This window comes from Nitrobacter sp. 62-13 (assembly GCF_001896955.1).
Lineage (GTDB): Bacteria > Pseudomonadota > Alphaproteobacteria > Rhizobiales > Xanthobacteraceae > Nitrobacter.
On sequence record NZ_MKRN01000190.1, the window covers coordinates 1 to 25,944 of the forward strand.

The 25,944-nt window shown below is 63.5% G+C and carries 25 protein-coding genes; 14 read left to right on the forward strand and 11 right to left on the reverse strand.

The window, feature by feature from the left end:
• The 8 genes from lepA to modC form a co-directional block, all read left to right on the forward strand.
• Nucleotides 1-1,669: translation elongation factor 4 (gene lepA, locus BGN91_RS14290; protein ID WP_292614226.1), on the forward strand; the 1,669-nt coding region annotated here is incomplete at its 5' end.
• Nucleotides 1,670-1,782: 113 nt separating this feature from the next.
• A complete protein-coding gene (locus BGN91_RS14295; protein WP_292614228.1) occupies nt 1,783-2,154 on the forward strand; it encodes a plasmid stabilization protein in 372 nt (123 codons plus the stop codon).
• A gap of 141 nt (nt 2,155-2,295) precedes the next feature.
• On the forward strand, nt 2,296-3,258 hold the full coding sequence (mepA, locus tag BGN91_RS14300; protein WP_292614230.1) for a penicillin-insensitive murein endopeptidase: 963 nt from the start codon (nt 2,296-2,298) through the stop codon (nt 3,256-3,258).
• A gap of 307 nt (nt 3,259-3,565) precedes the next feature.
• On the forward strand, nt 3,566-3,691 hold the full coding sequence (locus BGN91_RS14305) for a hypothetical protein (RefSeq protein ID WP_292614232.1): 126 nt from the start codon (nt 3,566-3,568) through the stop codon (nt 3,689-3,691).
• A 1-nt stretch (nt 3,692) separates the two neighbouring features.
• Nucleotides 3,693-4,193, forward strand: a complete 501-nt coding sequence (locus BGN91_RS14310; RefSeq protein ID WP_292614234.1) for a hypothetical protein — start codon at nt 3,693-3,695, stop codon at nt 4,191-4,193.
• Between the two features lie 177 nt (nt 4,194-4,370).
• Nucleotides 4,371-5,195, forward strand: coding sequence for a molybdate ABC transporter substrate-binding protein (gene modA, locus BGN91_RS14315; protein ID WP_292614236.1), 825 nt, complete (start codon nt 4,371-4,373; stop codon nt 5,193-5,195).
• Nucleotides 5,196-5,521: 326 nt separating this feature from the next.
• Nucleotides 5,522-6,217, forward strand: a complete 696-nt coding sequence (modB, locus tag BGN91_RS14320) for a molybdate ABC transporter permease subunit (RefSeq protein WP_292614238.1) — start codon at nt 5,522-5,524, stop codon at nt 6,215-6,217.
• 2 nt (nt 6,218-6,219) lie between these two features.
• Entirely contained in the window at nt 6,220-6,885 is a 666-nt protein-coding gene (modC, locus tag BGN91_RS14325) for a molybdenum ABC transporter ATP-binding protein (protein ID WP_292614240.1), read from the forward strand.
• A 138-nt stretch (nt 6,886-7,023) separates the two neighbouring features.
• Here modC and BGN91_RS14330 read toward each other — a convergent pair whose 3' ends face one another.
• Nucleotides 7,024-8,817 carry a potassium/proton antiporter gene (locus tag BGN91_RS14330; RefSeq protein ID WP_292614242.1) on the reverse strand — a complete coding sequence of 598 codons (1,794 nt, stop codon included), beginning with the start codon at nt 8,815-8,817 and terminating at the stop codon, nt 7,024-7,026.
• Nucleotides 8,818-9,203: 386 nt separating this feature from the next.
• On the opposite strand from BGN91_RS14330, the gene map reads away from it, so the two are divergent.
• Together map and radC are read left to right on the forward strand one after the other, a co-directional pair.
• Nucleotides 9,204-10,028, forward strand: coding sequence for a type I methionyl aminopeptidase (map, locus tag BGN91_RS14335; protein WP_292614243.1), 825 nt, complete (start codon nt 9,204-9,206; stop codon nt 10,026-10,028).
• A gap of 126 nt (nt 10,029-10,154) precedes the next feature.
• Complete coding sequence (gene radC / locus BGN91_RS14340) at nt 10,155-10,865, forward strand: DNA repair protein RadC (protein ID WP_292614245.1); 711 nt, start codon at nt 10,155-10,157, stop codon at nt 10,863-10,865.
• Nucleotides 10,866-10,970: 105 nt separating this feature from the next.
• Here the strand turns inward: radC and BGN91_RS14345 are convergent, their stop codons facing one another.
• The 6 genes from BGN91_RS14345 to BGN91_RS14370 form a co-directional block, all read right to left on the reverse strand.
• Nucleotides 10,971-11,165, reverse strand: coding sequence for a hypothetical protein (locus tag BGN91_RS14345; RefSeq protein ID WP_292614247.1), 195 nt, complete (start codon nt 11,163-11,165; stop codon nt 10,971-10,973).
• Between the two features lie 176 nt (nt 11,166-11,341).
• Nucleotides 11,342-11,992 carry an AprI/Inh family metalloprotease inhibitor gene (locus tag BGN91_RS14350; protein WP_292614347.1) on the reverse strand — a complete coding sequence of 217 codons (651 nt, stop codon included), beginning with the start codon at nt 11,990-11,992 and terminating at the stop codon, nt 11,342-11,344.
• Between the two features lie 72 nt (nt 11,993-12,064).
• Nucleotides 12,065-13,048, reverse strand: coding sequence for a 2-hydroxyacid dehydrogenase (locus BGN91_RS14355; RefSeq protein ID WP_292614249.1), 984 nt, complete (start codon nt 13,046-13,048; stop codon nt 12,065-12,067).
• Nucleotides 13,048-13,884: an ABC transporter permease gene (locus BGN91_RS14360; RefSeq protein WP_292614251.1), complete on the reverse strand. Its 837-nt coding sequence runs from the start codon at nt 13,882-13,884 to the stop codon at nt 13,048-13,050. Before BGN91_RS14360 ends, BGN91_RS14355 begins: the two co-directional genes overlap by 1 nt.
• The gene (locus BGN91_RS14365; RefSeq protein WP_292614349.1) at nt 13,881-14,675 is read right to left on the reverse strand and encodes an ABC transporter ATP-binding protein; all 795 of its coding nucleotides are present in this window, start codon (nt 14,673-14,675) and stop codon (nt 13,881-13,883) included. The genes BGN91_RS14360 and BGN91_RS14365 overlap by 4 nt, the downstream gene beginning before the upstream one ends.
• Nucleotides 14,676-14,687: 12 nt before the next feature.
• Nucleotides 14,688-15,740: an ABC transporter substrate-binding protein gene (locus tag BGN91_RS14370; RefSeq protein ID WP_292614351.1), complete on the reverse strand. Its 1,053-nt coding sequence runs from the start codon at nt 15,738-15,740 to the stop codon at nt 14,688-14,690.
• Nucleotides 15,741-15,874: 134 nt separating this feature from the next.
• Between BGN91_RS14370 and BGN91_RS14375 the strand changes: the two genes are divergently transcribed.
• The 3 genes from BGN91_RS14375 (at nt 15,875) to BGN91_RS14385 (ending at nt 19,532) form a co-directional block, all read left to right on the forward strand.
• Nucleotides 15,875-16,687, forward strand: coding sequence for a creatininase family protein (locus BGN91_RS14375; RefSeq protein ID WP_292614253.1), 813 nt, complete (start codon nt 15,875-15,877; stop codon nt 16,685-16,687).
• Between the two features lie 137 nt (nt 16,688-16,824).
• Nucleotides 16,825-17,085 (forward strand): hypothetical protein, encoded by a 261-nt coding sequence (locus tag BGN91_RS14380; RefSeq protein ID WP_292614255.1) that lies wholly within the window; start codon nt 16,825-16,827, stop codon nt 17,083-17,085.
• A 497-nt stretch (nt 17,086-17,582) separates the two neighbouring features.
• Nucleotides 17,583-19,532 carry a carbohydrate porin gene (locus tag BGN91_RS14385; RefSeq protein WP_292614353.1) on the forward strand — a complete coding sequence of 650 codons (1,950 nt, stop codon included), beginning with the start codon at nt 17,583-17,585 and terminating at the stop codon, nt 19,530-19,532.
• Between the two features lie 16 nt (nt 19,533-19,548).
• On the opposite strand, the gene BGN91_RS14390 is transcribed toward BGN91_RS14385, so the two are convergent.
• Entirely contained in the window at nt 19,549-21,174 is a 1,626-nt protein-coding gene (locus BGN91_RS14390; protein WP_292614257.1) for an FMN-binding glutamate synthase family protein, read from the reverse strand.
• Nucleotides 21,175-21,525: 351 nt separating this feature from the next.
• Here BGN91_RS14390 and BGN91_RS14395 point away from each other — a divergent pair, with 351 nt between their 5' ends.
• Nucleotides 21,526-21,684, forward strand: a complete 159-nt coding sequence (locus BGN91_RS14395; RefSeq protein WP_292614259.1) for a hypothetical protein — start codon at nt 21,526-21,528, stop codon at nt 21,682-21,684.
• 20 nt (nt 21,685-21,704) lie between these two features.
• On the opposite strand, the gene BGN91_RS14400 is transcribed toward BGN91_RS14395, so the two are convergent.
• The 3 genes from BGN91_RS14400 to BGN91_RS14410 all read right to left on the reverse strand — a co-directional run bounded on the left by BGN91_RS14400 (nt 21,705) and on the right by BGN91_RS14410 (nt 25,853).
• Nucleotides 21,705-22,928, reverse strand: coding sequence for an MFS transporter (locus BGN91_RS14400; RefSeq protein ID WP_292614261.1), 1,224 nt, complete (start codon nt 22,926-22,928; stop codon nt 21,705-21,707).
• A gap of 98 nt (nt 22,929-23,026) precedes the next feature.
• On the reverse strand, nt 23,027-23,467 hold the full coding sequence (locus tag BGN91_RS14405; RefSeq protein ID WP_292614354.1) for a PRC-barrel domain-containing protein: 441 nt from the start codon (nt 23,465-23,467) through the stop codon (nt 23,027-23,029).
• A 214-nt stretch (nt 23,468-23,681) separates the two neighbouring features.
• Entirely contained in the window at nt 23,682-25,853 is a 2,172-nt protein-coding gene (locus BGN91_RS14410) for an amylo-alpha-1,6-glucosidase (RefSeq protein ID WP_292614355.1), read from the reverse strand.
• Between the last annotated feature and the right edge of the window lie 91 nt (nt 25,854-25,944).

Below are 25,944 nucleotides of genomic sequence, written 5' to 3' on the forward strand. Positions count from 1 at the left end.
CGACTCCATGGACATCGAGCGCGAGCGCGGCATCACCATCAAGGCGCAGACCGTGCGCCTGAAATACCGCGCCAAGGACGGCAAGGATTACGTCTTCAACCTGATGGACACGCCCGGCCACGTCGACTTCGCCTACGAGGTCTCGCGCTCGCTGGCCGCCTGCGAGGGCTCGCTGCTTGTGGTGGACGCGAGCCAGGGCGTCGAGGCGCAGACCCTCGCCAACGTCTATCAGGCGCTCGACAACAACCACGAGATCGTGCCTGTCCTCAACAAGGTCGACCTGCCGGCCGCCGAGCCCGACAAGGTGAAGCAGCAGATCGAGGACGTGATCGGCATCGACGCATCTGATGCGGTGATGATTTCGGCCAAGACCGGCCTCGGCGTCCCCGATGTGCTGGAGGCGATCGTCACGCGCTTGCCGCCGCCGCAGGGCGACCGCGACGCTACGCTGAAAGCGCTCCTGGTCGATAGCTGGTACGACGTCTATCTCGGCGTCGTCGTTCTCGTCCGCATCGTCGACGGCGTCATGAAGAAGGGCAGCCGCATCCGGATGATGGGCACCAACGCGGCCTACGATGTCGAGCGCGTCGGTTTCTTCACCCCGAAGATGCAGCAGGTGGAGGAACTCGGCCCCGGCGAGATCGGCTTCATCACCGCCGCCATCAAGGAAGTGGCCGACACCCGCGTCGGTGACACCATCACCGACGACCGCAAGCCGGTGACGGACATGCTGCCCGGCTTCAAGCCGGCGATCCCCGTGGTGTTCTGCGGTCTGTTCCCGGTGGACGCCGACGATTTCGAAACGCTGCGCGCGGCGATGGGCAAGCTGCGCCTCAACGACGCCAGCTTCTCCTTCGAAATGGAAACCTCGGCGGCGCTCGGCTTCGGCTTCCGCTGCGGCTTCCTCGGCCTGTTGCATCTGGAGATCATCCAGGAGCGCCTGCAGCGCGAGTTCGATCTCAACCTGATCGCGACCGCGCCGAGCGTCATCTACAGGATGAAGCTGACCGACGGCAGCGAGATCGAGATTCACAACCCGATCGACATGCCCGACGTGGTGAAGATCGCCGAGATCGAGGAGCCGTGGATCGAGGCTACCATCCTGACCCCCGACGACTATCTCGGCAGCGTGCTGAAGCTCTGCCAGGATCGTCGCGGTGTGCAGAAGGAACTCACCTATGTCGGCTCGCGCGCGATGGTGAAATACGATCTGCCGCTCAACGAAGTGGTGTTCGACTTCTACGACCGGCTCAAGTCCGTTTCAAAGGGCTACGCCTCGTTCGACTATCACCTCACCGACTACAAGCCGGCCGACCTCGTGAAGATGCAGATCCTCGTCAACGGCGAGCCGGTCGATGCGCTGTCGATGCTGGTGCACCGGACCCGCGCCGAGGGCCGCGGCCGCGCCATGGTCGAGAAGATGAAGGAGTTGATCCCGCCGCACATGTTCCAGATTCCGATTCAGGCGGCGATCGGCGGCAAGGTGATCGCGCGCGAAACGGTGCGCGCGCTCCGCAAGGACGTCACCGCGAAATGCTACGGCGGCGACGTCAGTCGCAAGCGCAAACTTCTGGAGAAGCAGAAGGAAGGCAAGAAGAAGATGCGGCAGTTCGGCAAGGTTGACATCCCGCAGGAAGCTTTCATCGCCGCGCTGAAGGTCGATAGCTGACGCTTCGCGTCAGCATGGACTCGCCGCAGCCGATCGGCGTACGCACCGGTTATAGGAACCCCCGCAACCGCAGAGCGTTTCAATCCCACCGAAACGCAACCCGGAGAGGCGTCATGCCGCGCGGCGACAAATCGAGCTACACCAACAAGCAGAAGCGCAAGGCCGAGCACATCGAGGAAGGCTATGAAAAGCGCGGCGTGAAGAAGAAGGAAGCCGAGCGCCGGGCGTGGGCCACCGTGAACCGCGAAAGCGGCGGCGGCAAGAAGAGCGGCTCCGGCCGCGGCCGCAAGACCACGAAGGTCTCCTCCAAGCGCGGCGGCCGCATCGGCGGACCACGCGGCGGCAAGGCTGCGGCTTCACGTTCGGCAGCCGATCGGTCGCGCTCGGCCAAGAAAGCGGCTGCGACCCGCAAGCGCAATGCCGCGAAGCGCTCCCTGTCGAAAGCAAGACGTTCTCCGGCGAAGAAAGCCGCGCGCAAGCGATAACGGAAGAAGAGCCACGGCGCCTGCCCTCGTCGCTCTCCGACCTTGATGCAAGCAACGGCCGCTCCGGCAGGCGGCGCAGCGGAACGACCGTTCGACCATTTGTGGTCGCGGCTTCGAGAAAGCGCTATAGAATTGCCGGTGATGAACGTCCGCGCGATTCTCTCCCTGCTTCTGGCGTCCGCCATCGCCATCCTGAGTGGCGGCGCGCCGCTGCCCGGCGCTTTCGCGCAGGACAAGGGCACGCTGAACCCGAAGCCGCTGCCGCCGTTGGCCAATCCGCGCGATCCCGATCTTGCGGCCAAGCAACTGTTCGGCCGCAAAGTGCTGCCGACCGCCGGCCCGTCGCAGGTCATCGGTTTTTATGCGAAGGGCTGCATCGCCGGCGCCCAGGCGCTGCCGGTCACCGGACCGACGTGGCAGGTGATGCGGCTGTCGCGCAACCGCAACTGGGCCCACCCCGCCATGGTCGCGTTGCTCGAGCGGCTGTCGGCCAGGGTGCACAGGGACGCCGGCTGGCCGGGACTTCTGATCGGGGACATGGCGCAGCCGCGCGGCGGGCCGATGATCACCGGTCACGCCAGCCACCAGATCGGGTTAGATGCCGACGTCTGGCTGACGCCGATGCCGAACCGGCTGCTGTCGCGCAACGAGCGCGAGGAGATGTCAGCGGTCATGATGGTGCGTCGTGACCGTCTCGACATCGATCCCCATGCCTGGACTCCGAGTCACCTCCGCGTCATCCGCGACGCAGCCAGAGAGCCGTCGGTCGAGCGCATTTTCGTCAATGCCGCGATCAAGAAGGCGCTCTGCCGCGAGGCCAGGGGCGACCGCAGCTGGCTGTCGAAAGTCCGACCCATGTACGGCCACGACTATCACTTCCACATCCGAATCAAATGTCCGCCGGGCAATCCGCAGTGCGAACCACAGACCCCGCCTAAGCCGACGGAAGGATGCACCGCGGGCGATCTGGCTTACTGGTTCAGCGACGCCGTACTGCACCCCAAGCCACCGAAGGTGCCGCCGAAGCCGAAGCCGCCGATCACGCTGGCCCAGTTGCCGCCGGATTGCGCCGAGGTGCTGGTCGCGCCGGCTGCCAGGCAATAACAACTCCCTGATCGGCCCATGGCTGGGTTTCGTCTGACCTGAAAACCCGATCGAGTTTTTCCGCTGTGATGGAATCAGAAGTCGGACTCCGCGTTTTTGACCGACGCGTTGTCTTGACGCGGACCGCTAACCATCTTCGATTCAAGCCCTGGGGACATGCCTGTGCGAAAATGCTACGGTATCGAACGTCGCCGCACCGTAAGCGCTGGCGAGTCTGCAGATCAGAGCGACTGATCCTCCCTTTCCCCAACAGCAAAACCTGCGCGCGACGTTGTGACGCAGGATGGTATCTGCGAAGGACTCAAAGATGAGCATCAGCGAACGCAACCCGATCACCTCCCGCCTCACCGGTCTCTCACGAGGCCCTCAAGGACATGCCCGTCAAGCCGACAGCTTGATGGAAGACTCCGGCTCCATGATCGCGGTGAACTGATATGAAACCGACGCTGTCAATTGCGCTGCTTCTGATCGCCGCAACGCCGGCATTCGCCGCCGACCCCGAGGGATGCGACAAGTTCAAATGGCCGATGGACAAGGAAATCGCGCTCCTTACCGCGCCCTCCTTGCCGAAGCTGGCGGCCGGCGTGGAAACGCCTGCAGCGCCGGTCGCCGTCACGATGACGCTCAGTCCCATCGCCGAGGCGGTTCTGCCCAAACCGCCGGAGCGCCGGCAGAAGCCGGACAGCTATGCCGGGTTCGTTCGCGGCAGGGTGCCGGCTGCAGGACTCTACGTCGTGACGATATCGGAATACGGCTGGATCGATGTCCTTCAGAACGACGCTTATCTCAAGTCGAACTCGTTCGGTGGAGTCACCGGCTGCGCCGGCGTCAGAAAAAGCGTCCGTTATGACCTTTCCGCAGGCCCGGTGACCATACAGGTCAGCGGCGCCGCCAAGAATACCATCAACCTCGCCTTTTCACCGGCCTCCCACTAAAAACCAACAGCCGCAGCCCTTTACGTATGGACTGCGGCTGTTATTGTCGGCCCAGCGATCTTTCCGGCTGGCCGTAAGCCGTCGGAAACTTCTGGAACGGCGCTTCCATTCGATCGTCTTGTCAATCCCTTGCACAACCTGCGCGATCGTTCGCGCCGGATCGATATGGAGCGTCCCATGCAGTTATTCGCCCGTTCATTGTTCTCGGCATTGCTGGTCGGTGCCTTCCTCGCCGCGCCGGCCTCCGCCAAGGATGCCAAGCCCTCGGCCATGGCGCCCGCCGCGGCGCAGGACAAGACGCTGACCGTGTTCGCAGCGGCGTCGATGAAGAACGCGCTCGACGATGTCGACAAGGCATATACCGCCAAGACCGGCGCCAAGATCGTCGCGAGCTACGCGGCAAGCTCGGCGCTTGCCAAACAGATCGAACAGGGCGCGCCGGCCGATGTTTTCGTGTCCGCCGATACGGCCTGGATGGATTACGTGAAGGACAAGAAGGCCATCAACGAGCCGACCCGCGTCAACCTGCTCGGCAACAGCATCGTGCTGATAGCACCGAAGGATTCGAAGATCGACAAGGTCACCATCGACCAGGGCTTCGATCTGGCCAAGCTCGCCGGCGACGGCAAGGTCGCAGTCGGCGACGTCAAGGCCGTACCTGCCGGCAAATACGCCAAGGCCGCGCTCGAAAAGCTCGGCGCATGGACGGCGGCGGAACCGAAAATGGCGATGGCGGAAAACGTCCGCGCCGCACTGGCGCTGGTCGCACGGAACGAGGCGGTGCTCGGCATCGTTTATTCAACCGACGCCAAGATCGAGCCCGGCGTGAAGATCGTCGGCACCTTCCCGGCGACCTCGCATCCGCCGATCATCTATCCGGTGGCCGCGACTTCGACCGCTCATAAGGGCACGGACGATTACCTCGCCTTCCTTCGCAGCTCGGAAGCCAAGGCGATCTTCGAGAAGTATGGCTTCTCGTTCCTGGTCAGCCCCACGACCTGAACGGTTGCGATCATTGCAAGCCGAGACGGGTCCAGCCTTGCGACCTGATGGCAGGCTCGGCGAAGCAATCCGGCAACCTCACGGCAAGCGCATTGCTTTGTCGCTCAGGGACGGCTTGGATATCGTCCCTGAGCGATAGCATTTCCGAGCGAGGGATTGTCCTTGGGCTTGACCAGAGCATGGGCCGCCGGCTCGCGTGAAGGCAACGCGCCAAAACAGAATCCTGGAGCTTCGCTTCTGATTTCGTCAGAAGCGGAGCTCCAGGAGCGAGTTGGTCTCCTCTGTTTCGTCTCAACCCCGTAGCGATAAAAAATATTGCGGAACGCATGTTTGAGATTTCGCCTCCCGAATGGACGGCTGTCCTGCTCTCACTCCGAGTGGGCGTGGTCGCAATCCTCGTGGCGACACCGTTCGCCATCGCGCTGGCGTGGGCGCTGGCGCGATACGACTTCTGGGGAAAATCGATCGTCGATGCCACCGTTCATCTGCCACTCGTTCTGCCTCCTGTCGTAACCGGCTATCTGCTGCTTCTGACCTTCGGCAAACGAGGCCTCGTCGGCGGATGGCTCGCCGATCATCTCGGCATCGTTTTCGCATTTCGCTGGACCGGCGCGGCGCTCGCCTGCGGCGTGATGTCGTTTCCCCTGCTGGTGCGGCCGATCCGGCTGTCGATCGAGGCCGTCGACCGGCGGCTCGAACAGGCCGCGAGCACGCTCGGGGCGTCGCCGTGGCAGGTCTTCGCCACCGTGACGCTACCGCTGGCATTGCCCGGCATTCTGGCCGGCATGGTGCTGGGCTTTGCGAAAGCGATCGGCGAGTTCGGTGCGACCATTACATTTGTGTCCAATATTCCCGGCGAGACCCAGACGATTTCGTCGGCGATCTATTCGCTGATCCAGACGCCCGACGGCGACGCGGCGGCGCTACGGCTGGTGATCGTGTCGATCGTGATGTCCATGGCGGCACTGGTCGCCTCCGAGGTGTTCGCGCGGCGCGCGACCCGGCGCCTGCACGGAAACTGACCATGCTGCATGTCGAGGTAGCGAAACAGCTCGGTGATTTCTCGGTCGAGGTCGCGTTTACGAGCGAAGGGCGCGTTACCGGGCTGTTCGGGGCATCGGGCGCCGGCAAGACATCGCTGGTCAGCATGATCGCCGGGTTGCAGAGACCCGATCGCGGCGTGATCTCCGTCGACGGCGATATCCTCGACGACGCGACGAAATCCCTCCATATCGCGGTGCATCAGCGGCGCATCGGCTATGTCTTCCAGGATGCGCGGCTGTTTCCGCATCTCGATGTGCGTCGGAACCTGGATTACGGACGCCGGATGAACCGCCTGACCCGTGATCCCGTGCAGGAGACGCGGCTCAACGACATGCTCAATATCGGTCATCTGCTGGATCGTCGCCCCGGCCAGCTCTCAGGCGGCGAGCGGCAGCGGGTGGCGCTCGGCCGCGCGCTGCTCGCACGCCCCAGACTCCTGTTGCTGGATGAACCCTTGGGATCGCTCGATGAGGATCGAAAGGCGGAGATCCTGCCCTACCTGATGCGGCTGCGCGACGAAGCCGGTGTGCCGATGGTCTATGTCAGCCACGATCCGGATGAACTGCGCCAGCTCGCCTCGCAAGTCGTGATGCTGAAGCGCGGACGCATCGCTGCATTCGGAGGGCCGGAAATCCTACCCGCCTGATTCAAAGCGTTTTCAAGCGAGGTATATCCTCGGGCTCACCCGGGGGTGGGTGGGGACCGGTTCGCATAAAAAAACACGTCAGATCGACATTGTAGAGCCCCGCTTCTGATTTCATCGGAAACGGTAAGGCCTTAGGGGTCAAATCCTTGCAATCGACGACCAGGCTTTCGACACCTTCTGTCGGAGCGCCTCCGTCCGCGTCAGCGGCGGCGGCTTCTCTTCTTCCTCGGGCAACCGGAGGCCCACAGCGTTGACACGGCCCTGGCTGAGGTTGCGCGCGACAAGAACGATGGTGTCGAGCGGCAAGGTCGCTCCCTCCTTCGGAGCCCGGTCAAGATTGACGTCGAAATAGTCCGCCAGCGTCAGTTGCGCGGCGGCCGGATCGACGGAAATGCCATAGATCTGTGCGATGTCCCCCACGGTGATTTCGCCCGAAACGAGGAAATCCCCGAGCAGATGCGGGTCCGGCGACGCCATCGGCTGCATCTCGACAAAGAAACGATCGAGCGCCTCGGCCTTTTCCGGCGGCGCCAGCAGATACAGGTAGTCTCCCGCCGCGATCGGCTCCGCTTCGGCCGGCGTCAGGATTTTCTCGTTGCGGATCACGAGCGTCGGCTTGGACCAGGACGGAATCAGTCCGCGTCGGAGGAACAGGCTCTTCGGCCGCACCGGATAGCCGACCAACTGCTGCTCGAGCTGCCCCGGCAGATCGAGTTCGACGCGGCGCGGCCCCCGTTCGGCGCGTGGCAGCGCCACATGCAGCCGCCGCGCGGCCGCGGCGAGCGTCCAGCCCTGGAGCAACAGCGAGATGATGACCACCACGAAAGCGACGTCGAAATACAGATAGGCCTTCGACAGGCCGACCAGCATCGGAATCGAGGCGAGGAAGATCGCGACCGCGCCCCGCAGCCCGGTCCAGGCGATGAACAGCTTTTCCCGCCAGTTGAAGCGAAACGGCGCGAGGCAGAGAAACACCGCGAGCGGGCGCGCCACCAGCATCAGCACCAGGGCGACGATCACCGCCGGCACGACGCTGTCCAGCAGGCGCTGCGGCGAGACCAGCAGACCCAGCAGCACGAACATCACGATCTGCGCCAGCCATGTGGCGGCATCGAGAAACGTCACGACGGAATTGTGCGCGCGGGTCGGACGGTTGCCGATAATGATCCCCGCGAGATAAACGGCGAGAAACCCGGACGCATGGGATATCTGCGCCACCCCGAAGATCACGAGCGCGGCGGTCGTGACGAACGGCGCATGAAGCCCCTGGGGAAGCTCGACGCGGTTGAGCGCGGCGACCACGATCCGTCCGCCGATCAGACCGACGACAGCGCCAAGCATGGACTCGCGCAGAAACTCGAGCACCACATGCCAGACCGAGCTGTCGCCCACCGAGATCAGTTCCACCAGCATCAGCGTGAGGAACACCGCAAAGGGATCGTTGGTGCCGGACTCCGCTTCCAGCGTGGCACCGACGCGTGGACGCAGCCGCAGCCCCTGCGCATGCACCAGCAGGAACACCGCGGCCGCGTCGGTGGAGGCGACCACCGCGCCGATCAGCAGCGCCTCGGTCCAGTTGAGATCGAGCGCATATTTCGCGACCGGCGCGGTGACGAGCGCGGTCAGCAGCACGCCGAAGGTGGCAAGCACCATGGAGGGCGCCAGAACCGTGCGGATGCTCTGGAATCGCGTCTTCAGACCGCCGTCGAACAGAATCAGCGCCAGCGCGGCTGACCCGACAAGATAGGTGTTCTGGACGTCGCTGAACGACAGGCCTCCGGGCCCGGAATCGCCCGCCAACATGCCGATGAACAGAAAGACCAGCAGCAAGGGGGCGCCGAACCGCAGCGCCAGCAGACTCGACAGAATTCCGGCCATAACCAGAATCGCGCCGAGCAAGATCGCCAGACTGACCGAATCCAGAGATGCCATTAAAAATCCGAAGCTGCAAACACTTGCATTTTCATCCTTATCGTCGCCGTCGTGGCGCGCCAACCGATTTCTGTCGGTCCGACTCATACCCTCCAGAGCGCGAACGCACTGCTGTTGTAGCATTGTGACGGGACCTGATCGAAGCCGGCCGGAACAGCGGCGGAGCCAGGCGGCGTCAACACGACGCAGCCCGGTAACGCCATCGGCAGCCGGGCTTTCGACCGGCATACCCGCCGGCCGCGCGCACGGAATCCTCGCCGCCTCCGATAGCGACGAAATCTTCCCATTTGGTCCGGAGCGGCGTACACGTTGTCGAGCTTGCGCTGAGAGCGCCATCCACTAGATTAGGGGCAAGATCACGCCTCTCCTCCCAGATCCAGATCGTGATGAGCTACGTCGAAGCCACAGAAACCCCCCTCCGCAAGACCGGGCAGATCAAGCTGCACGGCCCGAGCGGATTTGCCGGAATGCGCAAGGCCGGCGCCCTCACGGCGCGCTGCCTCGATGAACTCGCCAGTCTGGTGAAACCGGGCGTGCCGACGTCGAAAATCGACGAATTCGTGCGCGAATTCGCATTCAGCCATGGCGCCTATCCGGCAACGCTGATGTATCGCGGGTATCGCTACTCGACCTGCACGTCGATCAATCACGTGGTCTGTCACGGGATGCCCGGCGACCGCGCCCTGAAAGAGGGCGATATCGTCAATGTCGACGTGACCCTTATCGTCGATGGCTGGTACGGCGATTCGAGCCGGATGTACGCGGTCGGTCCGATCGCGCGAAAGGCCGAACGGCTGATCGAGGTGACCTATGAAGCGATGATGCGGGGCATCGCTGCCGTCAAACCCGGCGCGACGACCGGCGACATCGGCCACGCCATCCAGACCTTCGTCGAGCCGCAGGGCATGAGCGTGGTGCGCGATTTCTGCGGTCACGGGCTCGGCCGCATGTTCCACGACGAACCGAACATCATCCATGTCGGCCGGCCCGGCGAAGGCGTGCCGCTCCGGCCCGGCATGTTCTTTACCATCGAGCCGATGATCAATCTGGGCAGGCCGCACGTGAAGATCCTGTCCGACGGCTGGACCGCCGTGACCCGCGACCGCTCGCTGTCGGCGCAATTCGAGCATTCGGTTGGCGTGACCCAGACCGGAGTCGAAATCTTCACGCTGCCGCCGCACGGCCTCGACAACCCGTCGTCCGGGAATTGAACCTCCAATCCGGTCAAAGATCGCGTTGGACCACTTGTCCTTTCGTGACTCGCATCCCTGAAGGGGGGTTGCAAATACCGTCGACCGCGGCAAGGTTGCGGTAACCAACCGGTTCGCTGCATCCTGATGCCCGCAGACGCCAAGAGCCCCCCAGGATTTGCCGAAGCGCCGCATTACCACGGCCATCGCGAGCGGCTGCGAGAACGATTCCGCGACGCGGGACCGGATGCGCTCAGCGACTACGAACTGCTCGAAATGGTGCTGTTCCGTGCGCTGCCACGCCGGGACGTCAAGCCGCTGGCCAAGTCCCTGATCGGCAGGTTCGGGTCGTTCGCCGAAGTGGTTCATGCACCCGATGCCCGCCTCCGCGAAATCAGCGGGCTCGGGGAGGCGGCGATCATCGAGATCAAGCTGATCGCGGCGAGCGCCAGCCGCGTAGCCAAAGGACAATTGAAGCAGCGGACGATGCTGTCGTCATGGGCTGCGGTGATCGACTATTGCCGGACCTCGATGGCGTTCGCGGACAAGGAGCAATTTCGCATTCTGTTCCTCGACAAGCGCAATCAGCTCATCGCGGACGAATTGCAACAAGTCGGCACCGTCGATCACACTCCGGTCTACCCGCGCGAGGTCGTCAAACGCGCGCTGGAGCTATCGGCGACCGCGATCATCATGGTCCACAACCATCCCTCAGGCGATCCCACGCCGTCGCAGGCGGACATCCAGATGACCAAGACAATCATCGGCATCGCGAGTCCGCTCGGGATATCGGTGCACGACCACATCATCGTCGGCAAGAACGGCCATGCGAGCCTCAAGGGCCTGCGGCTGATCTAGCAATCCGATCTAGCGTTTGCGTTCCATGGCAGCAGGCGCTCAGCTCGTCGTTGACAAGAAACGCCGCACCCGGCGGCGCGGCGTTTCTCTTACGCATTCCGTCAATCAGGCAGCGTTTTTCGGGCCGGTCGGAAAATCGCCCTTGGGCGCAGGCGGCGGATCGAGCGTTCCGTCTGCGATGCAATAGGCTATTCCCAAGGCGACGCCGAGGGCGATGAAGGGAAACAACCCCCCGCTCACCTGATCGAGTTCGGCATTGGACAGCGGCGCAATGCCGCCGTTCAAGCTCATGCTGGCCATGTGACCTCCTTGGTTCGTCGTAAAGCGAATCCTCAACGCATGTCGGCTGACGGGAGACATTGAGGTCGCTCCCCAGCATGACCGGCGCGCGAGCGCGGCGCTGTGGCGAACGTCACACTGCGCCGCGCGGTCGCGTCAGGCGGGCCGGCAATAGTCCGCAACGCGGATGGCGATATCTACTGTCTCACCAGAATGAGGGGATTTGCGGTATCGGGAACGAGTCGCCACTGCGCGTTGTCGTCTGCCTGAAAATGCCAGGTGTCGCCGCTCGCCGACATCAACAGGATTTCACCGTGCTCGAGCCGCCAGACCTCGGGCTTGAAGCCGGCGATCGCCGGATCGCATTTGGGCTTGAGAAAAGCCTGGAAATTGTCCGGCGGCACCTCGGTGTTGGTCAGCGTGATGCCGCAGACCGTCTGGCCATTGCCGCGAACGAAAGCCCAGTCGCCGATCATCTGATCCATCGATTTGGCGAGCGAACGGGCCTCGGCGAGATTTTGCAGGATGTAGATGCCCTCGTTCTCCCGTCGGCCTTCGAAAATGCCGCTTTCGACTTCGGTGAAATCGATCACCGGTTCTCCGGTGGCGCTCTGCAAGCGCACGATATCGAGGCCGGCGACGGTCCAGGCCGCGATATCCTTCGTGAACGGCAACGAGGCCGCGCAGCCCGGTTCGAGGTCGAGCTTGAGACCGTGCGGCGATGGATCGCCCTTGAGCGTCACGACACAGGTTTTGCTGCGTTCGGTCGTCGACAGTTCCCACTGCCCGATCATGTCTTTTTTCAATGCGGACGCGTCCTGCCCCAATGCGGCCGATCCGCAGGTCATCAATGCCGCGACGCCGGCGAGAATGAGTCCCCGCTTCCGCCACGCCGGCTTGCTGCCGTCTGTGCTCGCCATCTAGCGTCCCTCCACCGGCGTTTCCGGCACCGGCGTCAGCGGCGGCTTGCCGGCGAACCAGGCCGTGATGTTGTCGACAACAAGCTGGTCCATCGCATCGCGCGTCACCACCGACGCCGAACCGATGTGCGGCAACAGCACCACGTTCTGCAACGCGCGCAATTCCTCCGGGACGTGCGGTTCATTGGCGAACACGTCGAGGCCAGCCGCCAGGATAACGCCGGATTTCAGCGCATGGATCAGCGCCGGTTCATCGACTACCGAGCCGCGCGCCAAATTCACGACGACGCCGCGCGGCCCGAGCGCCGCCAGCACATCGGCATTGACCAGCTTGTCCGTCGATGGACCGCCGGGCGTGATGATGACCAGCGTATCCGCCTCCTTCGCCATCTCGATCAGGTCCGGATAGTGCCGATAGGAGACGCCCGCGGCCGGACGGCGCGAATGGTAGACAACCGGCACCCGCGACGCATCGAGCCGGCGGGCGATCGCCTGGCCGATCCGGCCCATGCCGACCATGCCGACCTTGCGGTCGCGCAGCGAGCCGGCGCTCAAGGGAAAATTCTGCGTAGCCCACAATCCCGAGCGCACATGACGATCCGCCCTGACGAAATCGCGCAGCGTCGCGATCAGAAGACCGAGCGCGACGTCCGCGACCTCCTCGGTCAGGACGTCGGGCGTATTGGTGACGACGACCTTGTGTTGGCGCGCGTGGCCGGTATCGACGTGATCATAGCCGACGCCGAAGGTCGATATGATCTCGAGCTTGGGAAAGAGCGCCTGTACCGCGCTGCCGCATGGTACCAGACCGGTGACGGCCATGCCCCGGATTTTCCCGGCGACGGCGGGCGCCAGCCGTTCCAGATCGGCGTGTTGCTCGCAATGATGCAGCACGAACCCGTCGTCAAAGCCGTTGTCGATCGTCGGCTTGCGCGGTCCGTAGACCAGGAGTTCGATCCTTTCCGGCGAGCCGTTGGCGCCCATCAGTTCTCCTTCCGAAGCGCGCTTTCGTGCCAGCGCCGCAACATCAGATGCGACACCGCCGCAAGGCCCATATAAATGACGATGCCCGCCACCGAGAGCAACAACAACGCCGCGAACATGCGCGGAATGTTGAGCCGGTAGCCGGATTCCGCGATCCTGTAGGCGAGGCCCGAACCGGCGCCGGCCGAACCCGCCGCGATCTCCGCAACCACCGCCCCGATCAGCGACAGGCCGCCGGCGATGCGCAATCCGCCGAGAATGTAGGGCAGCGCCGCCGGCAGCTTCAGATAGCGCAGCGCCTGCAGCCGCGATGCACCGTAGAGGCGAAACATTCCTTCCAGATTACGGTCCACCGAATTGAGACCCAGCGTGGTATTCGACAGCACCGGAAAGAACGCGACGATCCAGGCGCAGACCACCACCGCGGTCTGCTGCGGCAGGTAGATCAGAAGCAGCGGCGCGATCGCGATCACCGGCGTGACCTGCAGGATAATCGCATAGGGCAGGAGCGCATGCTCCAGCCATTTCGACTGGTTGAACAGCAGCGCCAGCACGATGCCACCCACCGCTGCTGCGGCAAAACCCTCAGCAGTGGTTAGCAAGGTGGTCAGCAGCGATTGCCACAGGATCGGCCAGTCCTGCACCAGCGTCGCCGCCACCAGCATGGGGCCCGGCAGCACATAAGGCGGAATGGCGTAAATCCGCACGACGAAATGCCACGCCAGCACGCCGGCTCCCAGCACCGCGACCGGCAACAGCACGCGCGCGACGGGCGCTCGCCGATCGCGCTCCGATGCCTCGCTGCCGGCTGGCGAAGACGAAGCAGAGACGGTCATGGACGGCCCGCCGCCCGCGACAGCGCGGCCGACACCTCGCGGCAATAGGCGGCGTATTCCGCCGAGGTCCTGAAATCCTCGTCCCGCGGCTCGACCGTGTCGATGCAGTGTTCGGCACTGATGCGGCCGGGGCGCGGCGTCATCACCACGACGCGGCGCGAGAGATAGACCGACTCGAACACCGAATGGGTAACGAAGATGACGGTCTTACGCAGGTCGCGCCACAGCGCCAGCAGGTCGTTGTTGAGGCGGAAGCGGGTGATCTCGTCGAGCGCGGCAAACGGTTCGTCCATCAAAAGAATATCCGGATCCGTGACGAGCGCGCGCGCCAGCGACACCCGCATCTTCATGCCGCCGGACAGTTCGCGCGGATAGGCGGCTGCGAATTCGGCCAATCCCACCCGCGCCAGCGCGGGCTCGACGTGCCCCTTGATGTCGGCGCGCGGCCGGTGCGCGAGTTTTAACGGCAATGCCACGTTGTCGCGCACGCTCGCCCATGGCATCAGGGTCGGCTCCTGGAACACGAAACCGATGGAGCGCCCGCCGCCGGCAATGCGAACCGTACCGGACGTCGGCGCGCTCAAGCCGGCGATGATCCGCAGCGCGGTCGATTTTCCGCAGCCGGATGGTCCGAGCAGCGAGACGAAATCGCCCTTGCTCACATCGAAATCGAGCGGTCCCAGCGCCACGACGCCGCCGTCGTAGCGTTTCGTGACGCCCTTCATGCTCACGGCATCACCCACGCGCGGACTCGTGCCGGATTCGGATGGCGCTGTTGCGGGCTCGATCATCGACACCGGATTTTATTTCCCGGACTGCAGATTCTTGGGATTCAAGTTCTCCGGCCGCAAGTCGAGGCCGACTCCCTTGTTGACGAACTGCAGCGTGTAGGCCTTGCGAAAGTCGATATCGCGGCGAACCACGCCGGCCAGCACCATCTTGTCGAAGAAGCTCGCATAGCGCGCATCGCTCATGGCGCCGATGCCGTCGCGCAAGGAGTCGCCGGAATCGACGATGCCGTATTCCCGCATCTTCGCCACCGAATAGGCCAGCAGACCGTCGGTCATTTCGGGATTGAGCTTCTTGATCATGGCATTGCCGGCCGTGTTGTCGCCGTACAGGTAAGTATACCAGCCGATGATCGAGGCGTCGACGAAACGCTGCACAAGGTCCTGCTTGTGCTCGACCAGATCGCGGCGGGTTTCGATCAGGGTCGAATACGGGTTGAACCCGGCATCCGCAAGCAGGATCACGGTCGGCTTGAAACCGGCCCGCTTCTCCACCGCGAACGGTTCGGAGGTGACATAGCCTTGCATCGCGCTGTTCCTGTCGGCGAGAAAGGGCTGCGCGTTGAAGGTATAGGGTTTGACCTTCTCTCCGCTGAAACCGTACTCCGATTTGAGCCACTGGAAGTAGCTGGCGATGCCTTCCTTGGAGACGAACAGAGTGAGCGGCTTCAGGTCCTCGATTTTCGTCACCTTCGATTCAGGATGCGCAAGAAAAACCTGCGGGTCCTTCTGGAACATCGCAGCGACCGCGACGACCGGCACGTTGTTCGCCACCGCATCGAACGATTGCAGCGTGTTCGCGGTCATGAAGAAATCCAGCTTGCCGGAAATCAGCAGAACCCGATTGTTCACATTGGGGCCGCCGGGAACGATGGTGACGTCGAGGCCGTATTTCTTGTAGGTGCCGTCGGCCAGCGCCTGAAAGAAGCCGCCGTGCTCGCCCTCGGCCACCCAGTTCGTGCCAAAGGAAACCTTGTCCAGCGCCGGGCCGGCTGCCGCGCCTCCGGCGAGGCCGAGCGCCAGCACCAGTCCGGCCGTTAACGTTCGCAGCGAAAGGGCAAGGCGCATCATTGGACTCTCTCGATCGTTTTGGCTCATGATTGGGAGGCGGCCCGGATCGGCGCAAATCCCGGCGACCGGAGGACATGCTCCGCTCGAAAACGCTATAACCCGCATTTCGGCTCGATGAAACGCTGCGTGAGATGACCAGAATCCCCCCTTTCGACTGGCCCGCCATCCACTGGCCCGACGTGCCGCCCGGCGCGGCCGCGAACTGGATTGCGGTGCTGCCTCTGGCGGCGACCGAGCAGCATGGTCCGCATCTGCCGTTTTCGACCGACGTGCTGATCGCGGAAGCCTATCTTGCGCGCGTTCGCGAACTGCTGCCGCAGGACATGCCCGCGATCTTTCTGCCGGTGCAGCCGGTCGGCATTTCCACCGAGCACACCGATTTTCCGGGCACGCAGACGTTGACCAACGAAGCGGCGCTGCAGGCCTGGACCGCGCTCGGCGAAGAGGTGGCGCTGACCGGAATCCGAAAGATCGTGATGGTGTCCAGTCACGGGGGCAACAATGCGGCGATGACGATGGTGGCGCAAGACTTGCGCGCGCGGCGTCATATGCTTGCGGTCACCACCGCGTGGTCGCGCTTCGGCGTGCCGGACGGACTGTTCGATGCGGAGGAATTGCGTCACGGCATCCACGGCGGCGCGGTTGAAACCTCGATCATGCTGGCGCGCTATCCCGACGAGGTGCGGCGCGAGCACGTCGCCAACTTCCGACCCGCGAGCATCGCAATCGAGAAGAGCTATCGCTGGCTCGGTACCCAGCGGCCGGCGCCATTCGCCTGGCAGACGCAGGACCTTCACGCAAGCGGCGCCGTGGGCGATGCGACGCAGGCGTCGGCGGAAAAGGGCGAAAGGCTGCTGGATCACGGCGCACGCGCGTTCTGCGAGTTGCTGGCCGACATGGCGAGGTTCGATCCGGCTACTCTGAAAAGCCGCTCGGACGGCTGAACCGTTAACCCTTCGAGCTCTCGCGACCGCGAAGAACCGAACTGAAACCAAAACTGTTTCGAACCGGAATCGACGACGCCTCCACCAACTGAGCGTACCGGCCAGACAGGCCGCGCCAACATGATGGAGTTTTCAAAATGTCGCTCAAAACCAGGATCGCTGCCGCCGCGCTCGTTGCTCTCACCGCCACCGGCATGATCGCGAGTTCAACACAACACGCTGATGCCAAGGGCCTGGGTCTCGGCCTCGGTATCGCGGCCGGAGTGATCGGCGCAGCCGCGGTCGGCAGCGCCATCGCGGCTGACGGTTACTACGTCGACGACTATCGCCGCTGCGGCTGGGTTCGCCAGTACGACTCGTTCGGCAACTATGTCGGCCGCGTCCGTGTCTGCGATTGAGGGACCCACCTCATCTCCTCGCGAGTGAACGCGCCGCGCCCCGCTACCCCATCTGCTGAAAACGGCCTGCCCGTTCCTCGGGCGGGTCGCTTTCCGTGCATCCGCCGCCTTGATCGCGCCCGTCGGCTAACACCGCAGTATCCCCGCCCAGCATCCGGCCGACCTTCGTCGCACCGTTGTCGCCAAACAATGGCAGTCACGATTTTACCCTCTCATTCCCCGATTACAGTTGCAATTGCGAATTAGTTGCAATTATAATCTGGGAACGGCGATGACATTTGTCCGGGTAATGGACCTGATTGAGCCAAAATAACGGTATCACGCAGTCCTCGACCGGATCCGGTCAGCTTCATCCGGGCTGACGACCTTTTGACGAGCAGGGCAAGAATGGTTGAGCGAAGTCCAGGCCAGCTTCCGCGGACAGCCGGATGAAGGCGCTCCCGCCATTTCGGCTGCTGCGGAGGAGGTCCGTCGTGCTCGCCGCCGGAGCGCTGGGCATGCTGGCGCTGCCTGATGGGCCGGCCGTCGCCAGTGACGTGGGCGCGTCCGCCCTGCCGGTCAAAGCGATGGTCCGTCCGGTGGTGGATCGGACCGGTCTTTATTTTGGCATCCATGCCGGGTTCGGCGGCGGCCGATCGGCCGCGACGCTCATGGATCCGGCATCCATCGCGAGCCATCATGATTTCGGCGGCATCATCGGCGGCGTCCAGGCCGGTTACAACCTCCAGCTTCCGTCAGGCCTGTTGCTCGGCGTCGAAGCCGACGCCTCGTTCCCAAGCTACATCGAGTCCAATTCGGTCGTCTCGAAACTCGCCACCGCGCGCTCCGATGTCGCCCACCAATGGGACGTCATCGGATCGGCGCGTGGTCGGATCGGCTATGCAACCGGCCCTTGGCTCGCTTATGCCAACGGCGGGCTCGCCTTTACCGGCGAACGCTATCTCAACACTCTGCCGTCGGGCGATCAGGAGAAGACGCTTGACATGCGTCTCGGGTGGGCTGCCGGCGCGGGCCTTGAATACGCCTTTGCGCGGCACTGGAGCGCCCGGCTTGAATATCTCTATTACCGGTTCGACAAGGCGGAGGTTCAGTTCCCCTCGACTGCGCAATACGCCTCGACGATGGATTTTCAGTCGATCCGCATCGGGCTCAACCGTCAGATCGGCGGCTCGACCGCAATCGCGGATCGCCATATCGAGACTCTCGCCGATCCCGAATCCGACCGCTGGGAGCTTCACGGCCAGACCACCTATCTCGGGCAAGGGTATCCGTCGTTCCGCGCGCCCTACAGCGGCGCCAACAGCCTCGGTCCGACAGCGCAATATCAGGCGAGTTGGAGCAACAGCCTGTTTTTGAACGCGCGGCTCTGGGACGGCGGCGAGGTCTATTACAACCCCGAACTGCTGCAAGGTTTCGGCCTTAGCGATACCGTCGGCGTCGCTGGCTTCCCGAGCGGCGAGGCGCAGAAATCCGACTTTCCCTATCCGCACTACAACACCTCGCGACTGTTCGTTCGCCAGACCTTCGGTTTCGGCGGCGAGCAGGAAGAACTGCCGAGCGGGCCGACGCAGCTCGCCGGCAAGGCCGATATCTCGCGGCTGACGTTGCAGATCGGCAAATTCGCGGTGACCGACGTCTTCGACGGCAACGCCTATGCCAAGGACACGCGCAAGGACTTCATGAACTGGTCGCTATGGGCGCCGGGCGCTTTTGACTACTCCGCCGACAAGCTCGGACTGAGCTACGGCGTCACCGCCGAGCTCAACCAGAAACAATGGGCGCTGCGCGGCGGCTATTTCCTGATGGATGCGGAATCGAACACGAACAGCTTCGACACCCGCCTGCTCCAGCGCGGCGAGTATGTGCTGGAACTGGAAACACGCTATTCGCTGCTGGGCCAGCCCGGCAAGATCCGAACCCTCGGCTGGCTCAACAGCGCCTACATGGGCAGCTATCGCGACACGCTGAACAATCCCGCTTTCAACCTCGACATCGCGCAGACCCGCGCCGGCCGCATCAAGTATGGCTATGCGGTCAATCTCGAGCAGGCCGTCTCCGACGACGTGGGGCTGTTCGGCCGCTGGAGCTGGAACGACGGCAAGACCGAAATCATGGCGTTCACCGACATCGATGCCAGCCTGTCGCTCGGCACCTCGATCAAGGGCACGCGCTGGGGGCGGCCAGACGACGTAATCGGTCTCGGCGGCGCGATCAACGCCCTGTCGCGGGATCATCGCGACTTCATCGCCGCCGGCGGCCTCGGCGTGCTCATCGGCGACGGCCAGCTCAATTACCGCCGCGAACGCGTGCTGGAAGCATATTATGCCTATGCGCTGGACAAACGGTTCACACTGACCGCCGACTATCAGTTCATTACGAACCCCGCCTACAACGCCGACCGCGGCCCCGTGCATGTGTTTTCCGGACGACTGCACGGGGAGTTTTGATGCTGCTGAACCGACCTTATCCCGCCGGCGCGAAGGAATCCGCCTGCGCTCGTGCCCAGGCATCGCGGAAACGCGGATCGGTGGTGCCGTCGAGCAGTTCCCCTCGCCGCAACGTCGGATAAAGCGTGTCGAACGACGCCACCTCGGTGTTCGATACGCGCTGCGAGAAGTGGACCGGGCGCAACTCCCTCGGATGCTCCAGTCCCGCCGCTGCGATCAGTTCGGTGAGCGCGAGCAGCGTGGCGCGATGATAGTTGTAGACCCGCTCGAGCTTGTGCGGCACCACCAATGCGCGGCTGCGCGATGGATCCTGCGTGGCGATTCCGGTCGGGCAGCGATCGGTGTGACAGTTCAGCGACTGAATGCAGCCGAGCGCGAACATGAAGCCGCGCGCCGAATTGCACCAGTCGGCGCCGAGCGCCATGGCGCGGGCGACGTCGAAACCGGTCGCGATCTTGCCGGATGCTCCGATCTTGATTCGGTCGCGTGCATTGATGCCGATCAGCGCGTTGTGAACGAAGTTGACGCCCTCGCGCATCGGCATGCCGAGGTGATCCATGAATTCCAGCGGCGCGGCACCGGTGCCGCCTTCCTTGCCGTCGACGACGATGAAATCGGGATAGATGCCGGTCTGCAGCATCGCCTTGCAGATGGCGAGAAACTCCCATTTGTGCCCGATGCAAAGCTTGAACCCGGCCGGCTTGCCGCCCGATAACCGCCGCATCTCGGCAATGAATTTCATCATGCCGACCGGCGTCGAGAACGCCTTGTGGCGGGACGGCGAAATGCAGTCCTCACCCATGCCGACGCCGCGAATGCTGGAAATCTCCTCGGAAACCTTGGCGGCCGGCAAGACTCCGCCGTGGCCGGGCTTGGCTCCCTGGCTGATCTTGAGCTCGACCATCTTGATCTGATCGTCGGCCGCAACGCGGGCGAATTCGCGGGCATTGAAGCCGCCGTCGCGGGTCCGGCAGCCGAAATAGCCGGACCCGATCTCCCAGATCAGGTCACCGCCAGCTTCGCGATGGTAACGACTGACGCCGCCCTCGCCCGTGTCATGGGCGAAGTCACCCTTTTTGGCGCCGGCGTTGAGCGCACGCACGGCGTTGGGGCTGAGCGCGCCGAAACTCATCGCGGATATGTTGAAGACCGAGGCCGAATAGGGTTTGGTGCAATCCGGCCCGCCGATGGTAATGCGGAATTTCTCCTCGGCATGAGGCGTCGGCGCCATCGAATGGTGCATCCATTCGTAGCCTTCGCCATAGACCTTTTCCTGGGTGCCGAACGGACGCTTGTCGAGCATCATCTTCGCGCGCTGGTAGATCACGGAGCGCGTGTCCCGGCTGAACGGCATGCCGTCCTTTTCGCTCTCGAAGAAATACTGCCGCATCTCCGGGCGGATCTCCTCGAGGAGGAAACGGATATGCGCCGAGATCGGATAGTTGCGCAGGATGGCGTGGCTCTTTTGCAGGAGGTCCCGGATACCGAGTGCGGTCAACGCCCCGAAGATCAGGATCGGAACGACCACCACCTTGAGGGTGTCGTGGTCCTCGACCCCGAGACCGACCAGCAGTGCCGTGACTATCGCGCAGATCGTCAGGACGATGAAGCGCGGCGAAAAGGGAAGCAGCAACGTTTCCATGGATCCTCGCTGAACCAACCCTTGCGAACCGATCCTTGCCCGCAAACCCGCGGCGAGCCGGCAGGACGACGACCGTGCAAGGCCCCGTCGTCGCCGCGCGCGCGGCGGTGCAGCCCCTTGAGTCTCTCCGATATTACACGACATCCGCCGCGTTTGGACGCGCCGGCCTTCCTCAAGTCACCGCAACTCCTGTGCATAACCCGGAACGCAAGACCGCGGCGCGGGTTACCCAGCATTCGCATCGATCCGGTGAACGGAGCTTCCCTTTCGCTTCAAATCCTCGACGGAGCTTTTGCTGACGAACATTGACAGCGGACCAACATTCATACCTTCAAAATATCCGATGGCATCATGGATATCGATTTCCTCAGGCAACAGGCAGAACGCTGCCGCCGTCTCGCAAAGGGTACCGATCCGTTCACCGAAAAGCGCCTGCTCAAGCTCGCCGAAGAATACGAAGTGCAGATCAGGGAATTGGAGAAACGCAGCTCGGAGCCCTGGAGCCATTAGGCGGCGGCTGGCGATCCTCGCTATGGCTCCTCCGCAAGGCGGGTTTCAGGCATAAAGGTCAAGACCACCAGCAGGCCGGATAGTGCGGCGGCGGCCAATCCCATGAACGCGAAGCCGTGCCCGAAGTGATCGCTCATGGTGCCTGCAACCACAGTGCTGAGCGACGCGCCTATTCCGGTGGCGGTGCCGATGACGCCCTGCGCGAGGTTGAAGTGACCGGAACCGAAGGCGACGTCTGCGACAATGAGCGGGATCATGACGCCGAAGACCGCAGCCGTGATGCCATCCAGCACCTGAACGGCGACTAGCAGCGACGGATCGTGGACGGTCGCAAACAACGCCCCCCGAACGGCCAGCGCGGCGAAGGCGATCATGAGCAGCGGGCGACGCCCCCAAGCTTGCGCCTTGCGGCCGACGGAAGGCGAGATCAAGGCGACGATCGCCTGCGGAACGATGATGCAGAGCGCGATCAATGCCGGCGCGCCCTCGCTCGAACGTTCGGTCACGATGCCTGCCATCAACGGCAGCATGGCCGCATTGGCGAACTGGAGCAGGAAAACCGTACAGGCAAAAACCACCAGCGGCCGCCGATGCAGAAGATGGAGGACGCTGGTCGCATCGGGATCCGGTTCAGTGCGCGCCACCGCTCCGTGGGCCTGTTCCGGATCGATTTCCCGATCGCGAATCCGCGCCAGCGCAAGCAGCGTGGCGACCGCAAACGCGAAACTCACCACGAACACTGCGCGGCTCGACAGCAGATAGCCGACGACACCCATCACTCCAGCCGCTACGCCGTTGCCAAGCGATGCGAAGCGTGCGTTACGCCCGAGCCTCTCGCCGATCGCTCGCGGCCCGACAAGACCGAGGCTGATGGCGGCGATCACGGGACCGAGCACGCAACTCGCCGCGGCATGCAGGATCGCCGCCAGTGCGACAACCGGAAAGATCGGCCAGGCCGCATAGGCGAGAGCGCTGACGCCGATGGTGGCAACGGCGAGTCCCGCAACCAGGCGTTCCGACCGCGCGGCATCGATAATGGCGCCGCCCGGCATCTGCCCTATCAGGCCGACGATCCCGCCGATCGAGAGGATCAGTCCGATCTCGGACTGCGTCCACTTCTGCGTGGTGAGATAGACCGCGACGAAGGGACCGAATCCGGTCTGCACATCGGCAAGGAAGAAAATGAACCAGTCGAGGCCACGCTGGCTCTGGGCCGAGGGATGACGGTCCTGCGGGCCGGCCACCGGGTTCACATCCTCTACGCCCGCCCGCCGCTGGCGCGCGCTATCCGGATCGGACGATCGTCGGGCCTGTCGCGCAAACAGATTGGATGTCTCCCTGATCAAGGACCCAGGTTGAGAGGCTGTAGAGTTCCCGATGCGCCCAGCACCACGACCGGCGCGCCTTCCTTGTATTCCGGCGCCGCCTTCACCTGGTCCTGCGTCAGTTCGAGGCTGATGCTGTCGCTCGCGCCCTTTACCTTGCCAAAGCGGAGCGCATTCCAGTCGACAACGATCTTCCGGCTGCCGACACCAAGGAAACCGCCGAAATCGATCACGGCGGCGCGAACCGCGCCAGCCCGGTCCACGATCACATCGACGATTCGTCCCATGTTCTGACCGCTCGTGCTGCGCACCTCGCGTCCCAGCACGCTATGCGCATCGGCGGGACCGATCACGGTGATCGATGGCGGCGGGGTTGTCGGCTCGGTCGAGGGTTTTGCAGCCGCCGGCGGGTTGACGGGGGCGGGATCAGCCTGCGGTTGACCCGCGTCATCGGCCATTACGTGGGTAGCGGCGAAAACCACGGCGGCTACGAGAAGAACGGCATTGGTCGAGCCTTTTCGAGACATGAATCCTCGCTGCCCAATTGAACCGTGGAACGCGAACGCCGCCTGGTGCGGTTCAGAAATTCACATCAGAGGCTATGAACGTGATCGATTCCAACATTGACCGGGATGCGGGCGGAAAACCGCTAAACACTTTCCTCATCCCGCTCTAACGCGTCAGAACGATCGACACCTGAATGTGACCTCGCGTCCGCAATACCTCGAGCGACACATCTTCGTCATGACGGCGCAGGCGCAGATCGACGCTGGATTCGCCGAGATGCAGCCCGCGCAGGATCACCTCGTTCAGGAATGCCGGAAGCCGCGGGTTGCGCAGCCTGATCTCGTTCCTTGCGGCGTCGAACTCCAGACCCAGCGCCGCTTCCAGCAGCGTGAAGGGGGTGGCGCTTGCCCATGCCTGCGGCAAGCAGGCGACCGGATAGAGGGTGGGCCCGCGCCGCGGTTCACGCCGGAAGCCGCAGAACAGTTCCGGCAACCGACGCAGATCCATATAGGTGGCCGCGTCGAACAATCCCTTGAAGACCTGTTCGACCGAATGCTTGAGGCCGTATCGCGCAAGCCCGAGCGCGATCAGCGCGTTGTCGTGCGGCCAGATCGAACCGTTGTGATAGGACATCGGATTGTAACGCGCTTCCCCGCTGGCGACCGTGCGAATTCCCCATCCGGTGAAGAGCTGCGACCGCATCAGGTCGGCAGCGACCATCCGCGCCCGCTCTTCCCGGATCAATCCGGTAAACAGCAACTGTCCGGCGTTCGACGTCCGTATCTTGCAGGGCCGCTTCTTTCCGTCGAGCGCCAGCGCATAGGTGCGCAGATCCGGCAGCCAGAACGCCTCCTCGAACCGGGACGCCAGGCGTTCTGCGGCGCTCTCCAGTTCACGGGCGCGATCGGTCAGACCGAGCGCGCTCGCGCACCGCGCCGCCGACCGCTTGGCGGCAAAGACATAACCCTGAACCTCGGCCAGCGCGATATTGCCTTCCGCAAGCGTGCCGTCGGCATGGAAGATCGCGTCGAACGAATCCTTCCAGCCCTGGTTGGCGAGGCCTTGTTCAGACGCGCGCCGATATTCGACGAAGCCGTCGCCGTCGGGATCGCCGGGCCCATCGATCCAGCTCAACGCGGCCTCGATCGCCGGCCATAGTCCTTCGAGGATCGACTCGTCGCCCGTGCGTTCGACGTAGAGTCCCGCCAGCAGCACGAACAGCGGCGTCGAATCGACGCTGCCGTAGTACCGCTCGAACGGCACCTCGCGCAGCGCGGCCATTTCTCCGCCGCGCATCTCGTGAAGGATCTTCCCCGGCTCCGCATCGGCGAGGGGATCGGCCACCTGGGCCTGGAACGCCGCGAGCCTGTTGAGAACGCCGCGTGCGATGCCGGGATCGATCCACAACATCTGTAACGCCGTTATCAGTCCGTCCCGCCCGAAGGTCGTCGAGTACCAGGGAATTCCGGCGTAGGGATAGCGGCCGTGCGGCGTCTGCGTCATCAGGATATTCAGATCGGCCATCGACTGGCACACGACCTCGTTGAAGATGTTGTTCGAAGTCTCGATATTCGTCGCGCCGGACCAGGCACGCCGCATTTCGCGGCGATGCGCGAGCAACCCCCGATAGAACGGCGCGGGCACCTCCGTGGCCGGCTTGTTGCAGGACACGGTGAGAAATATTGCGGTGGTCCGCTGCGGCGGCAGATCGAGATGATAGATCGCGCTGTTGACGGACAGCCGCGTCGGGCGCGGCTCGAAATGCAGACGGGAGGTTCGAACGATGTCGTCAAGACCGATATAGGACAGGACGACGGTTGACGGATCGGATAGCTCGCTGGCGCCGACGCCGCGGCGGGCCCGCCGCTCGCCGCGCACCTCGAACAGATCCGCGAAATCGTTGTCGAACAGCAGGGAGAGATCAAAGCTCGCGGTCTGCTCGCCGTGGTTCTGGATGCCGATCCGCTGGTAAGCGGTGCCGCGCCAGAGAAAAACCGTGCGCACGATATGGATCGTGTCCTTGCGGAATACGATCCGGTCGCCGTCATAGATATCCGGATTGGTGAGATCGACCGTCAGGCCGGAATTGTCATTGCGCAGATTGGAGCCGAGCAGCAGCGGCTGCATGTCGTTGAGAACCATCTCAAGTCTGGCAAGATAGCGCGTGTCGGTATTGAACAGACCGTCGGGTCCGCCAGCGGACGCTCCGATGTCGCCGTGACTGTCGAGCACCACGAAGGTGTCGTCGTGCTTCAATGTGCGACGCGGGCGGGCCGACGGCCCGGTCATCGGAATATAGAACGGCGACTCTGTCACAAGACCATCGGGCGACGGCATGAGTGTGATTTGAGCCGTGGCTTCGATTGCCGTCATTCTGACCCCTGCCGGATTCCCCATCGCGGCGCCGGACACCCGACACCGACAGTCT

Bases quoted from the DNA above. Each gene is read 5' to 3' on its own strand.
- BGN91_RS14295 (WP_292614228.1), top strand. From the start codon at position 1,783: ATGCCGCGCGGCGACAAATCGAGCTACACCAACAAGCAGAAGCGCAAG.
- mepA (WP_292614230.1), top strand. From the start codon at position 2,296: ATGAACGTCCGCGCGATTCTCTCCCTGCTTCTGGCGTCCGCCATCGCC.
- BGN91_RS14305 (WP_292614232.1), top strand. From the start codon at position 3,566: ATGAGCATCAGCGAACGCAACCCGATCACCTCCCGCCTCACCGGTCTC.
- BGN91_RS14310 (WP_292614234.1), top strand. From the start codon at position 3,693: ATGAAACCGACGCTGTCAATTGCGCTGCTTCTGATCGCCGCAACGCCG.
- modA (WP_292614236.1), top strand. From the start codon at position 4,371: ATGCAGTTATTCGCCCGTTCATTGTTCTCGGCATTGCTGGTCGGTGCC.
- modB (WP_292614238.1), top strand. From the start codon at position 5,522: ATGTTTGAGATTTCGCCTCCCGAATGGACGGCTGTCCTGCTCTCACTC.
- modC (WP_292614240.1), top strand. From the start codon at position 6,220: ATGCTGCATGTCGAGGTAGCGAAACAGCTCGGTGATTTCTCGGTCGAG.
- BGN91_RS14330 (WP_292614242.1), bottom strand. From the start codon at position 8,817: ATGGCATCTCTGGATTCGGTCAGTCTGGCGATCTTGCTCGGCGCGATT.
- map (WP_292614243.1), top strand. From the start codon at position 9,204: ATGAGCTACGTCGAAGCCACAGAAACCCCCCTCCGCAAGACCGGGCAG.
- radC (WP_292614245.1), top strand. From the start codon at position 10,155: ATGCCCGCAGACGCCAAGAGCCCCCCAGGATTTGCCGAAGCGCCGCAT.
- BGN91_RS14345 (WP_292614247.1), bottom strand. From the start codon at position 11,165: ATGGCCAGCATGAGCTTGAACGGCGGCATTGCGCCGCTGTCCAATGCC.
- BGN91_RS14350 (WP_292614347.1), bottom strand. From the start codon at position 11,992: ATGACCTGCGGATCGGCCGCATTGGGGCAGGACGCGTCCGCATTGAAA.
- BGN91_RS14355 (WP_292614249.1), bottom strand. From the start codon at position 13,048: ATGGGCGCCAACGGCTCGCCGGAAAGGATCGAACTCCTGGTCTACGGA.
- BGN91_RS14360 (WP_292614251.1), bottom strand. From the start codon at position 13,884: ATGACCGTCTCTGCTTCGTCTTCGCCAGCCGGCAGCGAGGCATCGGAG.
- BGN91_RS14365 (WP_292614349.1), bottom strand. From the start codon at position 14,675: ATGATCGAGCCCGCAACAGCGCCATCCGAATCCGGCACGAGTCCGCGC.
- BGN91_RS14370 (WP_292614351.1), bottom strand. From the start codon at position 15,740: ATGCGCCTTGCCCTTTCGCTGCGAACGTTAACGGCCGGACTGGTGCTG.
- BGN91_RS14375 (WP_292614253.1), top strand. From the start codon at position 15,875: ATGACCAGAATCCCCCCTTTCGACTGGCCCGCCATCCACTGGCCCGAC.
- BGN91_RS14380 (WP_292614255.1), top strand. From the start codon at position 16,825: ATGTCGCTCAAAACCAGGATCGCTGCCGCCGCGCTCGTTGCTCTCACC.
- BGN91_RS14385 (WP_292614353.1), top strand. From the start codon at position 17,583: ATGCTGGCGCTGCCTGATGGGCCGGCCGTCGCCAGTGACGTGGGCGCG.
- BGN91_RS14390 (WP_292614257.1), bottom strand. From the start codon at position 21,174: ATGGAAACGTTGCTGCTTCCCTTTTCGCCGCGCTTCATCGTCCTGACG.
- BGN91_RS14395 (WP_292614259.1), top strand. From the start codon at position 21,526: ATGGATATCGATTTCCTCAGGCAACAGGCAGAACGCTGCCGCCGTCTC.
- BGN91_RS14405 (WP_292614354.1), bottom strand. From the start codon at position 23,467: ATGGCCGATGACGCGGGTCAACCGCAGGCTGATCCCGCCCCCGTCAAC.
- BGN91_RS14410 (WP_292614355.1), bottom strand. From the start codon at position 25,853: ATGCCGTCGCCCGATGGTCTTGTGACAGAGTCGCCGTTCTATATTCCG.